At 52.3% G+C, this 13,347-nt stretch carries 10 protein-coding genes; 4 read left to right on the top strand and 6 right to left on the bottom strand.

Annotation, left to right across the window (positions count from 1 at the left end):
* Window positions 1–49 precede the first annotated feature (49 nt).
* Window positions 50–1,624, top strand: coding sequence for a class I adenylate-forming enzyme family protein (locus tag AC8GE9_RS04570; protein WP_506675935.1), 1,575 nt, complete (start codon window positions 50–52; stop codon window positions 1,622–1,624).
* Here AC8GE9_RS04570 and AC8GE9_RS04565 read toward each other — a convergent pair.
* From AC8GE9_RS04565 to AC8GE9_RS04545, 5 genes are read right to left on the bottom strand one after another with little or no spacing between them, the layout of a single operon-like run.
* A complete protein-coding gene (locus AC8GE9_RS04565; RefSeq protein ID WP_506675934.1) occupies window positions 1,621–3,156 on the bottom strand; it encodes a M81 family metallopeptidase in 1,536 nt (511 codons plus the stop codon). The genes AC8GE9_RS04570 and AC8GE9_RS04565 overlap by 4 nt on opposite strands.
* 20 nt (window positions 3,157–3,176) lie before the next feature.
* Window positions 3,177–4,775, bottom strand: a complete 1,599-nt coding sequence (locus AC8GE9_RS04560) for an ABC transporter substrate-binding protein (RefSeq protein ID WP_506675933.1) — start codon at window positions 4,773–4,775, stop codon at window positions 3,177–3,179.
* A 23-nt stretch (window positions 4,776–4,798) separates the two neighbouring features.
* Window positions 4,799–6,694: a dipeptide ABC transporter ATP-binding protein gene (locus tag AC8GE9_RS04555; RefSeq protein ID WP_506675932.1), complete on the bottom strand. Its 1,896-nt coding sequence runs from the start codon at window positions 6,692–6,694 to the stop codon at window positions 4,799–4,801.
* A gap of 1 nt (window position 6,695) precedes the next feature.
* Window positions 6,696–7,529 (bottom strand): ABC transporter permease, encoded by an 834-nt coding sequence (locus AC8GE9_RS04550; protein WP_506675931.1) that lies wholly within the window; start codon window positions 7,527–7,529, stop codon window positions 6,696–6,698.
* Window positions 7,529–8,470 (bottom strand): ABC transporter permease, encoded by a 942-nt coding sequence (locus tag AC8GE9_RS04545; RefSeq protein ID WP_506675930.1) that lies wholly within the window; start codon window positions 8,468–8,470, stop codon window positions 7,529–7,531. Before AC8GE9_RS04545 ends, AC8GE9_RS04550 begins: the two co-directional genes overlap by 1 nt.
* 166 nt (window positions 8,471–8,636) lie before the next feature.
* Between AC8GE9_RS04545 and cuyA the strand changes: the two genes are divergently transcribed.
* From cuyA to AC8GE9_RS04530, 3 genes are all read left to right on the top strand, one after another.
* Complete coding sequence (cuyA, locus tag AC8GE9_RS04540; protein ID WP_506675929.1) at window positions 8,637–9,653, top strand: D-cysteate sulfo-lyase; 1,017 nt, start codon at window positions 8,637–8,639, stop codon at window positions 9,651–9,653.
* 101 nt (window positions 9,654–9,754) lie between these two features.
* Window positions 9,755–10,720: a Bug family tripartite tricarboxylate transporter substrate binding protein gene (locus AC8GE9_RS04535; protein WP_506675928.1), complete on the top strand. Its 966-nt coding sequence runs from the start codon at window positions 9,755–9,757 to the stop codon at window positions 10,718–10,720.
* A gap of 29 nt (window positions 10,721–10,749) precedes the next feature.
* Entirely contained in the window at window positions 10,750–12,009 is a 1,260-nt protein-coding gene (locus AC8GE9_RS04530; protein ID WP_506675927.1) for an MFS transporter, read from the top strand.
* 34 nt (window positions 12,010–12,043) lie between these two features.
* Here AC8GE9_RS04530 and AC8GE9_RS04525 read toward each other — a convergent pair whose 3' ends face one another.
* The gene (locus AC8GE9_RS04525; RefSeq protein WP_506675926.1) at window positions 12,044–13,243 is read right to left on the bottom strand and encodes a porin; all 1,200 of its coding nucleotides are present in this window, start codon (window positions 13,241–13,243) and stop codon (window positions 12,044–12,046) included.
* Window positions 13,244–13,347: the final 104 nt, after the last annotated feature.

The raw sequence follows: 13,347 nt of genomic DNA, 5'->3' as shown, positions 1-13,347 counted from the left end.
TGTGAACACAATCAAAACATGACGAATAGTATAGGTTTCAAAGACGCCAATGAATCATCTCGCCAATATGCCAATCTCGTGGTCCAGCAGCTTACTCACTCTAGCCAACAGATTCGGCGAGACGCTCGCGGCTGTCGACGGACAAAATCAGACGCTTTCATACACCGCGCTGAGTACCCGCGCTCACGCCTTAGCCTGCGAGTTAATCTCGCGTGGATTCCAGCCTGGCGATCCAATTGCGACGCTCATCCCAAATAGTGTGGACGCTGTTTGGGTTTCTTATGGTGTGCGTTTGGCGGGCTGCTGCGAGACGCCATTGAGCTGGGGCTATACCCAAGAGGAGATGCAATGGTGCGCGCAAATCGCTCAATTTAAAAACATCGTTTCCCTCAAGAACCGCGAAGAAGACATTGTGGCACTCGGGTTATCTTTGATAGACACCGCTTCGATCGCAAGCCGCTCGACGACTTCCTTGCCAAACAAGCTGCCTGCTGTGCAGAGCGAGACACCCGGCAGAATTCTCTTTACCTCAGGCACAACTGGCAAACCCAAGGGTGTTCTCTACACGCACGGCGCGCGCTGGCAAGGAGAACAATTGCTTAAAGCGTCCCTGCCCTTCGTCCCTGAACGCGGTGCGCGGATTTTGCTCATGACGCCCTTTGTGCACGGCGCGTCATTGCTGGCCTTTGCCTGGTTAGATCACGGCGGCACGATTGTGCTGCACGAAGGGGTCAGTATTGAGCGGATTTCACCATTACTCGAAAGTGATTCACTCGCTGCGATTTTTGCACCTCCGACTGTCTTGGCAAAAATCACCAACGCCTTGGCGCCTCAACAGTTTCCATCTGTTCAATGCATTTTTACCGGAACACAACCTCTCACACCCGCTTTATATCAAAGAGCGCATGCGATGTTTGGTCCAAAAGTGCGCAATACGTTTGGAAAATCAGAATGCGTCAATCCCATTACGATTCTTGATCGCCAGGATACGCATGATTACTTTACGCAAGCTGAAGTTCCACCGGGCGCCTGCGTGGGTTGGCCCGCCTCGGGCGTCGAAATAAAAATCGAAGCGCCGATTGCCGAGGACCAGTTGCATGGCGAGGTCTGGCTCCGCTCGCCGCATATGTCGGCGGGACTCATCGATGCCAACGGATTCAGACCGCATACGCCGGACGGCTGGCACAACACGGGGGATCTCGGTTATATAGATACCGCAGGTCGAGTCGTGTTGACAGGGCGTGTCGCCGATGTCATCAAAACCGGCGGCTATCGCGTCAATCCGGATGAGATTGAAGTGGCGCTGGCCTCAAACGCACTCTGCGGGCAAATTTGTGTCACCTCACTCGCCTCAGACTATTGGGGAGAAATCATCATTGCGGTGGCCGAGGGCGCAAAAGATGGGTGGCAAGAGGCATGCGAAAAGCTAGTCGGCGGCATGTCCAAACATAAACGCCCCCGCCTGTTTATCGCAGTCGATACGCTCCCTCGAAATCCTCAGGGTAAGATCAGCCGCCGCCAAGTGAGTCGACATGTGCTCGAGACGCACTCACTCACCGACGGGCAGTATCCGACCCTGCATCCAAAAGCGCAAGGAGAAAACCCCGAAGGTGGGCGTACTTAAAGACCTCGCGCCCAGGTGGGTTCGGTCCAGGTTGCCTCTTGATCAATGGGGAACACCGGCCTTGGCAAACGCTTGAAGTTCACATTTTTTAAGTTGGGGGTCGTCAGCCCTGGGCTATCGACATCGAAAATCTGCGACTCGGGGAAAAACTCATCAAAACCCGCGCGGTAATGCCCGCGACTTTTAACGATGAGAATTGGCACTGTTGAAATATCAATACCGTGCATTTCCAACATGGCTGGATCACAAAGCTGTCGACGCAGACTGCCCACCACGACGCGCGTCCCAGTACTAACAAGTTCGATGAGCGCAGAGGGGCCAAGAGAAAATTTCTTACCGCGCAAAATACCACGGCGCCCCAATGTCTCACCATCGGTGAGCTTTAGGACACGCGCACGTGCGGTATAACGTTTTGAAAACTGACTTTCTGTTGCGTTAAAAATGGCCTCAAACTCCATACCCTCGCCTGCGGCATGTGCCTGCTGAGCCAACGCTGGGTCGATAAAAACACCAAGCAACACACCAGGGATCTTGGCCTCGTTGAAGGCGGCTAATAGCCACGAGGTATTACCGCGTCCGCCACCACCTGGGTTATCCGCCACGTCCGCAAACAATAAAGGAACTTTCGATTGCCGGGCTTTTGAGACAGCTTCTGGAATTTCAAGCATATCCGGCACGTAGCGACCACGATCAGCCCATGCAGCACGCGCGATCTGAATGGCACAACGCTGGGCCGCCGCCAAATCACCACGCGAAGTCACGACGATCGTGATCCCGCATTTTGGTAAATCAGAAAACACAAAACCTGCGGAGACTGAGACGTTCGCAATGGGGCCCTCTGCGGGCGACTGCATCATCGCCGTCCCCATATTGATCAAATCCGCATAGGGGCCTCTTGCAGTCAGCAAGGTCACTGAAGGTGGCGTGATCGGCATGCGAATAAATACTTTTTGGGTCTTCATGCCATTGAGCATCTCAACCAAAAGATCAGCTGCTTCGGCCGCTCTTTCTCGTTGATCCACGTGCGGATTGGTTCGATAGCTGACAAGCGCATCCAAAGCATCGACGGTGCGCTCAGAAACATTACAGTGCAAATCATGCGTCGCGACAACAGGCACGTCCGGCCCCACGATCGAACGGATCAACACCATCATGTCACCCTCCGTATCATCCAAGTGTTCGGCGCTCGAAGCTCCGTGATTGGAAACGTAAACGGCATCCAGAGGCATGGCGGCGCGCAGACTTTTTTCGAGCTTTTGCATGAACTCTACCCAGACGGACTCGACGACAGGTCCTCCGGGAGGCGCACCGATGACAATCGTGGGTGCAGCGACCCAAGGGCCTTTTTCATCCATGCGCGCATAGAACCCCGTGACCTCCGCAGGCAGATTGCTGGTTTGACGGGCGAGCTCAGTGATGATCTCACCCTCATGCCAACAAGACTTTTCAAAGTCCTCACGCGTAGAGACCGGTGAAAAACTATTCGCCTCAAGCGCAAAGCCAGTGATGGCGATTTTGGGGTTCTTTTTCATATTTAAAGGAAGTCCATGAGTTAGGCTTTACGCAAGGTATAGAACAAAGGCATCTGGGGCTGGAAATCGACCCATTCTTTGCGTAAGGCAGAGACAGGATAAGTCGCGCCAAGCGGGATATAGGGCACATCTTCGAAAACCTGTATTTGCAACTCACGACAAATTCTTTTTTGTTCGTCCAAGGTTTTTGCACTGAACCAATCCAGACGGAGTTGCTCAATGCGATCGCTGGTCGGCCAGCCAAACCACGCTTTCCTTCCCGTGCCTCTGATGGCGAGATGACCAGCAGGGTCAAGGTTGTTCGGGCCTGTTGTCGCAGTAAACGCCACACTCCATCCCCCTGAAGAAGGAGGATCTTGACTGTTTCGCCGCTGCATCAGTGTGCCCCAATTCATGGCCTGCACATCCGTTTTGATGCCGAGCTGTTTGAACAGGTCCGCCGTGACCAAGGCCGCCGTATGGAAGGCAGGGTAATCAACCGGATCAAGAATGACGACGGTCTCGCCTTTGTAACCTGCCTCTTTAATCATGGCACGCGCTTTATTGATATCGCGTTTGCCTAAAAGTTTTTCCATCCCCCCGTCGCTGCTCATCGGAGAACCCGGCACAAACACGCCGCACTTGTCACTCCAAAACTCAGGGAAATCGGGACCATTCATCGCCATCATGAACTCGGTCTGATTCACAACAGACAAAATAGCCTGCCTCATCAATTTGTTATTGAAAGGCGCATGCAGATGGTTAAAGCGCATCAGAGAGATCGAGGGTAAGGTCCTCTTAATCAAGGTAATGTTTTTGTCTTTCTTCAACACAGGCAAAAAGTCTGCGTCAATATGCTCGACACCATCGACTTCGTTATTGCGTAGCGCGGCCACAGCGGTTGCACTATCAGGAATGATCTGCCATTTCACCTGCTCGATGTGAACGACCTTAGGTCCTGAGGTGAACTCTGGTTTCAGTTTATTGCTACTCGGCACATACCCGGCGAAGCGCTGATAGACAGCCTGTGAGCCTGAAACCCATTGATCATGGACGAACCTAAATGGGCCAGAACCATTCATGACTTTGACCTGCACATTATCGGGGGTCAACGCAAGCTTTTCTGGCATGATGCACGCCATACTGCCTGTCGGTCGAGCAATCGCATGCAAAATCAACGGAAATGGATTTTTGAGCTTGAACTGCAATGTCTTGTCATCAAGGGCAGTCAAGGATTCTGTGGCTTCGAATAGCGACCGACCCATCAGATCCTTTTTCGACCATCTATTCAGACTGGCCACAGCATCTTGCGCACGGACCGGGGAGCCGTCGTGAAACTTCAGTCCATCGCGTAATTTGATCGTCCAGATCAACCCCGTGCTATCGACCTCGTGGCCCGAGGCCATTTGCGGATGAGGTTGGTATTGATCATCCAAGCCGTAAAGCGTATCAAAGATGAGTTGTGAGTGGATGTTAGTGATGAATACCGTACTAAACATCGGATCGAGAATCGTCAGATCCGCATGCGGAACCCAGCGAAATAATTTGGCAGGCGCCGCGGCATGAACTTTAAACGCAGCGGGCAAACTCAATACCGCGGCTGTGGCTGAAGACGTCACTAAGAATTTTCTGCGATCCATCTATGTTCTCCTAAGAACTAAACTCAATACATGCCGCCGACCTTATGCGTCGCGACAAAATGGCCCTCTCCCACCCGTACTAGAGGTGCGACAAGGGGTTCATCACCCACGCCCCTCGCGGGACTGGGTATTTCAGAAACTTCGATTTTGTGTTGACGTCGCGCCAACGGATCCGCAATCGGCACAGCAGCCATCAGTTTTTTTGTGTAAGGGTGTTGAGGATTTTCAAAGATCGCGCTGCGCGGACCGATCTCAACTATTTGTCCTAGGTACATCACCGCCACACGATGGCTGACGCGCTCGACAACCGCCATATCGTGCGAGATAAATAAATAAGAAACACCTAAATCATCTTGCAAATCAATCAAAAGGTTGACGATCTGGGCACGGATTGAAACATCGAGTGCGGAAACGGCCTCATCCGCGATCAACACTTTCGGATTAACCGAAAGAGCGCGAGCGATACAAATCCGTTGCCGCTGCCCTCCAGAAAACTCATGTGGCCAACGCTGCGCGGTCGAAGGATCGAGTCCGACCCTTTCCATGAGCTCGGCCACGCGCCGGACCACCTGATCACCACTGGCCAAACCTTGAATCACCAGGGGTTCGCCAATACACTCCCCCACGCGCATTCTCGGATTGAGCGATGCGAAGGGATCTTGAAACACAAATTGCATATTGCGACGCACGCTTCGTAAAGAACGGGCGCTGGCAAGATCGACCGCTGTACCGCCAAAGATCACTTGTCCTCCGGTGACCTTGGTCAAGCCCATGAGAGAACGTCCGGTGGTCGTCTTGCCGCAACCAGACTCTCCAACCAAAGACAGTGTTTCACCCTCGTGCAAATCGAAAGAAACGTGTTCGACCGCATGCACGCGTCGCTGCACCCTAGAAAAAATTCCGCCTCTGATATCGAAGCGGGTCACCAAGTCTTTCACGCTCAGTATCACTGGACTGTCATGCGTGCCATCCGCATGACGCAAGCTGTGCTTGACTTCACGCTGGGTCTGCGACCTCGCCTGATCCTGACTTTCCTGCAAAGGCAAGTCAAACCGGGTGGGTTCTCTGATACCGCGCATCGAACCCAACTTGGGCACCGCGGCTAACAGCGTTTTTGTATAAATATGCTGAGGGTCTGCAAACAGACTGAATACATCGTTTTCTTCGACCACTTCGCCACGTCGCATCACCATCACGCGATCGGCGATTTCTGCGACCACACCCATGTCGTGCGTGATAAAAATCACGCCCATGTCCATTTCTTTTTGAAGATCGGCAATCAGCTGCAGAATTTGCGCTTGAATCGTCACATCCAATGCCGTGGTCGGTTCGTCGGCGATCAATACCGAAGGCTTGCAAGAGAGCGCCATCGCAATCATCACACGCTGACGCATGCCACCAGACAGCTCATGAGGATAACGTTTGAGCATCGCGGACGCATCGGGGATACGGACCTGATCCAGGATGCGGATCGCGGCCGCGGTCGCTTGTGCCATGTCGCAGGACTGATGCAGCAAGATCGCCTCAGTGATCTGCGATCCCACGGTAAAAACGGGATTGAGCGAGGTCATGGGCTCTTGAAAGATCATACTGAGGTCAGCGCCCCGCATACTGCGCATGACTTCCTCGGGCGCGCGTCTTAAATCAACCGTTTGACCCTGAGCTCTGTGAAATTGCATCTCGCCTTGGGTAATCGTACCGCCACCAAACTCGATCAAACGCATCAGCGCGAGAGAGGTGACGGACTTTCCTGACCCAGACTCACCGACAATCGCCAAGGTCTCGCCTCGATCGACATGCAAGTTCAATGACTTAACGGCCTGAACCTGACCAGGCCCTGTGCCAAAGACAACCGAAAGATCTTTGACGTCCAGCACACGTCGCGACACATTGACAGAGGGTTGATGAATATTCGTCATATCAGATTCTCTTGGCCATGCGCGGATCGATGGCGTCACGTAAACCATCGCCCAACATATTGATCGCCAAAATAGTGATCGACAAAAATAACGCCGGGAAAGCAATCATGTGTGGTTTGATCTGCCACAACGCCCGACCCTCAGCCATGATATTGCCCCAAGAGGGAATCGATGGAGGGATGCCGGCACCAATAAATGATAGGCTCGCCTCGGCCAAAATCGCCAAACCACAGATATACGTCGTCTGCACAGTCAGCGCAGCGATTGTGTTGGGAAAAATATGTTTAAACACCACTCGCACGGGCGAGGCGCCCGCTGCGATTGCCGCTTCGACATAAGGTTGCTCACGCAACGATAACGCCAAACCTCTGACCAGTCGTACGACCCGTGGGACCTCGGCGATCGTGATGGCGATAATGACATTTTCCAGTGAAGCGCGTGTCAAGGCAATCAAGGCAATCGCCAGCAAAATAGTTGGAATAGACATCAGACCATCCATGATGCGCATCACGATCGCATCGATCCATTTGACGAAGCCGGAAGTCAAGCCAATGATGGTACCAATCACCGCTGACAGGATGGCGACGGAGATGCCAACAATCAGCGAAATACGAGCGCCATACACCACACGCGCGAATACATCGCGACCAAGCAGGTCAGTCCCGAACCAGAAACGCTCGCTGGGCACTCGAGCCCGATGAATCGGAGAAAGCGCCATAGGATCTTTTTCAGCGATCCATGGCGCAAAAATCGCCATCAGAATGAGCAAGAAAACAATCGTTCCACCCACAAAAATAGTCGGATGACGCCTGAGGAATTTAAAGGCTTGCGACATTAGTATTTAATCCTCGGGTCAAAGACGCGGTAAAGCAGATCGATGATGAGATTGACCAGCACATATAAAAAGCTAAACAGCAAAATCACGCCCTGAATGATTGGATAGTCGCGCCTAAGAATAGCGTCTACAGTCAAGCGGCCTAAGCCTGGAATCGAAAAGACCGTCTCTGTGACAACAGCACCGCTAATGAGCAAGGCCACACCACTGCCTATCACGGTGATGACTGGGATCGCGGCGTTTTTGAGCGCATGACGAAATAAGATGTCTTGATTGCCGACGCCTTTCGAACGTGCGGTCCTGATGTAATCCTGAGAAAGTGTTTCAAGCAGCGTTGCACGTGTGATCCGTGTAATTAACGCAACATAAACGCTACTGAGCGCGAGTGTCGGAAGAATCAAGGTTTTGATGGAACTCCAGAGCCCTTGTGAAAAAGGCGCATACCCTTGGACAGGTAGCCAACGCATTTCGATACCGATCGCCCACGCAAGCATGTAACCCACTACAAACGTGGGCAATGAAAAACTTAAAACAGCCACGATCATGACACCACGGTCATAACGACTGTTGTGACGCCATGCCGCCAACGCACCCAATGGAATGGCAATCGTCACAGAGACGATCAAGGTCATGACCATCAAGGTAAAAGTGGGCGGCATCCGCTGCACAATCATCTCTGAAACTGGGACTCCCGTAAAAAGGGAGTGACCCAAATCACCCTGAAGCACGTTCAGTAACCACAAGCTGAAACGATGATAGAAAGGCTGGTCTAATCCAAGCGTTTCTCGGATGCGAGCGATATCTTCGAGCGAGGCTTCTTCGCCCGCAAGGAACACTGCTGGATCGCCCGGCGCCAAGTCAAGCAGGCCGTAGACAAAAAGCGCAACGACCAGCATGACAGGTAAAGTCAACAGCAAACGGCGGATAGTGTAAGCAAACATCTAAATCTCACGCCTTGTAAAGCTTTCATGTGATTTGATGCTATCGACTGAAAGACTTCGCGTCAACAGATTAATTTTAACTTGGCAAGGCGAGGTTGACGGCGTACATTGTTTGTGTTGTGTCTCGTCTACCAGATGAAATCATTAAAAATATCAGGAGTCATGCATGGATTTAAGTCGCTTTCCCCGCCGTCAATACACTGTCGGCCCTTCACCCATCGAGTTTTTACCTAATTTCACCAAAGCCTTGGGCGGACCCAAGGTGTGGATCAAGCGTGACGACATGTTGGGTCTGGCACCCGGGGGAAATAAGACGCGCAAGCTCGAGTTTCTGATGGGCGACGCACTCGCCAAAGGCGCGGATACGCTGATCACCTGTGGTGCTCCTCAATCCAACCACTGCCGTATCACCTTGGCAGCGGCTGTTAAAGAAGGCCTCAAGTGTCGTTTCGTCATCGAGGAGCGCGTACCAGGAAGCTACGATCCGCAAGCGAGCGGCAATAACTTTATGTTCCGTTTACTAGGCGTTGAAAGCATCACCGTCGTGCCTGGCGGCTCCAACATGGCGCAAGCGATGGAGGCTGCAGCTCAAGAGGCACGTGCGCAGGGTCGTACACCCTACATCATCCCAGGCGGTGGCTCCAACGCCGTCGGCGGCTTAGGTTATGTTGCATGTGCGCAAGAAATTCAACAACAGCTGTTTGAGATGGGTCAACCGATGGATTACCTCGTTGTGGGTTCCGGCAGCTCGGGTACCCATGGTGGTCTGGTTGCGGGCTTTTTAGGCAATAACATCAAGATCCCACTAGTCGGCGTCGGTGTCAGTCGCGACCCACAAGACCAAAACCCCTTGGTGCACAAAGAAGCACAGGCCATCATGGATTTGCTGGGGACAGGTATTCAGGTGCCGGCCGAGGCGGTTGTTTCTTTTGGTGACTGGTGGAGGCCCAAGTACTCGGTCCCCAATCCCGCGATGGTCGAGGCGGTTCAGTTGCTCGCGCGTACAGAGGCGATTTTGCTCGATCCCGTCTATACAGGCAAGATCATGGCGGGTCTGATTGGTCTGAGTCGCAAAGGCTACTTTAAACCCTCAGACAATGTGCTGTTTTTGCACACAGGCGGTGCGACATCACTTCATGCCTACGAATCCGTCATTTTGGGTGATCCGGCGGATGCAAAATAGGCAATCAAGCCTGTATTGCGCCGAGGCATAACGAGTAGTATTGTCGTTAGCGCAAGCTTGCCATTTTTAAACATATCCACAACACCAAAAAAGGTGGAGACATGAATATTCTAAAAACAGGCCTCATCGCTGCAGCGCTTGCCACGCTGTCCGTCAACGCGTTCGCTCAAAATTATCCTTCAAAACCCATTCGCTGGGTCGTACCCTATACGCCAGGCGGCTACACCGATAACGTGACGCGCATTGTCACAGCAAAAGTTCAGACGATTTTGGGTCAACCCATCATTATCGAAAACAAGCCTGGTGCCAACTCGATCATAGGTGTGGACTTCGTGGCTAAAGCAGCGCCCGATGGCTATACCATTTTGACAGTCATTACGGCACATGCCGCGAACGCCACGCTATATGACGGCAAGTTGCCCTTTGACCATAAAGCACTTGCTCCGGTGTCTCTCGTGGCGATCTCCCCCTTGATATTGACGACGAGCAAACAGTTTCCCGTGAAAAACGTGGGTGAGCTGCTTGCCTACGCCAAAGCGAACCCTGGTAAAGTTGCCTATGGTTCGTCGGGTGTCGGATCTGCAGCGCACTTGACCTCGGAACTGCTGCAAAGCACCGCCGGTGTCAACATGATTCATGTGCCCTACAAAGGCACGGCGCCCGCGCTGGCCGATTTGATGTCAAATAACATTCAAATGTTGGTCGACGTACCCAGCTCTATGATGCCGCATGTCAAGGGTGGCAAAGTCAACGCACTAGCCATGTTTTCAAATGAGCGCTTACCAAGTGCTCCCGACGTACCCACCATCAAAGAGTCTAACGGTCCTGCGATCGAATCCTCTTCTTGGGTGATGTTCTTTGCCCCTCCAGGCACACCTGCCGCGATTGTGGACAAACTCTCCAAAGCCGTGAACGAGGCCGTAAACTCCCCAGAGATTTCCAATCGCTTTAGCGAGCTTGGCATTGTGCCCATGGGCCTGAATCCTGCGGAAACAGCCAAGTTTCTCGCGACCGAAGTCGACAAGTGGGGTAAGGTCATTAAAACAGCCAAGGTCACTGTTCAATAATTTCAATTTTTTATGTTGCCTGTCTCAAGATGAATAAGTCTGTCGCCGCCAGCACGCAAGCTCCACTTACGGGAACCAGTTCCGTGAGTCCGCAGGCGGCGACCATGCCTATTTTGTTGTCCTTGAGTTTTTGTCATCTACTCAACGACCTGATTCAGTCACTCATCCCTGCTCTCTACCCGCTGCTCAAAGCCGAATTCAATCTCGACTTTACGCAGATCGGCTTGATCACACTCGCGTTTCAGCTCACCGCCTCGCTTCTCCAGCCCACTGTTGGTTTGTATACAGACAAGCGCCCACAGCCCTACTCTCTGGCACTTGGGATGGGCTCAACGCTCATCGGTTTGCTGTTGCTCTCAGTTGCCAATAGCTACACCGTTGTCCTGATCGCGGCCGCGTTAATCGGCACAGGATCGGCCATTTTCCACCCAGAGGCTTCGCGCGTCGCGCGCATGGCCTCGGGCGGCCGCTACGGCACTGCACAAGCATTATTCCAAGTGGGTGGCAACGTCGGTCAAGCGATCGGCCCCTTGCTCGCAGCCTTTATCGTGCTGCCGCATGGTCAAGGCGCCATTGCCTGGGTATCGATGGCGGCCTTGATTGCGATGGCGTTTTTAACCCGTGTCGGGATGTGGTACGGCGCAAATCTGCGTCCAACTCTTAAAACGGTTTCTGCCACCATTGAATCAAAAGTCTCAGGCCTGCCTCGCGGTCGGGTCCTTTTTCTCATCACGATTTTAATGGTGTTGTTATTTTCCAAAAATGTCTACACCTCGAGCCTCACATCGTTTTTTACTTTTTACTTGATCGAACGTTTTGATCTACCTGTCCAAGCCGCTCAAGTTCGACTATTCATCTTCATGGCCGCCATTGCGGTCGGCACGCTGTTAGGGGGCGCACTGACTGACCGCATTGGCCGCAGGCCCATGATCTGGATCTCAATCTTAGGCGTATTACCCTTTACGATGGCCCTACCCTACGCGGATCTGTTTTGGACGGGTGTTCTGATCATCATCATTGGCTTGATCACTGCCTCTGCTTTTCCTGCAGTCCTCGTCTATGCACACGAGATCATGCCGGGCCGCGTCGGTCTTGTTTCCGGGATGTTCTTTGGTTTCGCATTTGGACTCGGCGGACTCGGTGCGGCCATCATGGGCGGACTCGCCGATGTTTATGGCATTGCGGTCGTCTACAAGATCTGTTCATTTTTACCGATCTTAGGTGTCGTCGCTTGGTTCTTACCGGACATGTCCAAGGAAAAAGAACGCTATCGTTCCATCTCGGCGTAAAAACCCGCATCAGCCCTGAGTGTTATCGACGCGCTTAAAACTGATGACGAATACCCACACCAAAAGTAAAACTCTCTGCTGTATTGATCATCGCGAAATTTTGAGCATAAGACGCGTAAGTGTAAAGATTCGTCCGCACGGAAAGCTTTTGGGTAAGTGCCGCACTGAGGATTTGTTGAGTATTGAGCTGTGCATCGCTTGATAAAAACCCTTGTGGTTGCATCATCTGCCAAGAGGCTAAAAGAGTGACTTCCGAGGTCAGCGGAGCAGTCACGCCAACAAAATAGGAATAGGCGCGCGCATTAGGCAAAAACAACACAACACCAGGCGTCCAGGACGCCGATGTCAATACAGATGCTGAGGTCGCTCCTGTACCCTGCGCCTGCCCACTCGCAAAACCATCAATCGCCTGTCCCGTCGCCAAGGAGAGCTTGAGCACTTTAAAATCATACGCACCTCCTAACACCCAAAAAGACGGCCGCACACTGCTACTGGGTTGCGAAGCATCTCCATAAATCTTGTCATACGTCACGACCAAATCCAGTGGCCCTCGCTTGTATTGAGCGCCGAGAGTGATCGCACGCATATTTTGGTTGGCAATAAAGTTGTATCCACCCGATGTTCCTGGACACGACTGCGTATATAAACAGCCTTTCTCACCCGCATAAATCGCGGACAATTCAGTCGAAAATGAATACCCCGCACCCAAGGTCAATCCTGAAACAGGCGTGAGCTGTAACAACAACATGTTGCCATAGCGGGTCGTGTTTGCTGAGCCAAACGAAGAACCTAAGTTGGCCTGACCAAAACCCTCCTGAAAAGGATCAATGGATAACAAATAATTAGAAGCAAGATTGATCTGACGTCCTAAGTCTAGACGTCCTACATCACGTAACGTTATGCCGAGTGTCGATTGCCGACCGAATAAGCGTCCGCCTTGAGAAGAAGTCCCATCTGCGGGATTGAAGCCACCCTCAAGAACAAAATTGACACCAAACCCACCACCGAGATTTTCGTTGCCACGGAAGCCAAAACGCGAACCGGATTGGACGCCATTGGCTACCCCCAGGAAGGACTGATTAAGCAACCCCTGAGGCAGACCGCCCGAAAAAGCCTCTTGTCGAACATGATCAAATTGAAGGCCAAGGTCAATGATTCCGTATAACGTGACGCCATTTTGCTGCGCCGCAGCACCTGTGCCGAATAGCCCAAGGCATACCATTGCTGTGCGCATCAAACGGTGAAGCGCATTTTTAAATAAGCATCGACGTAGCACGAGAGAGCCTTGTGAAGATGTTGCAGGGTCCTGTGAAGGGGAGTAATCTTTGATAGATTGAA

Origin of the sequence: Zwartia lucis, assembly GCF_965234455.1 — a bacterium.
GTDB lineage: Bacteria > Pseudomonadota > Gammaproteobacteria > Burkholderiales > Burkholderiaceae_B > Zwartia > Zwartia lucis.
The sequence above is the reverse complement of the archived record's forward strand: the minus strand, read 5'-3'. Positions and strand labels throughout refer to the sequence as shown.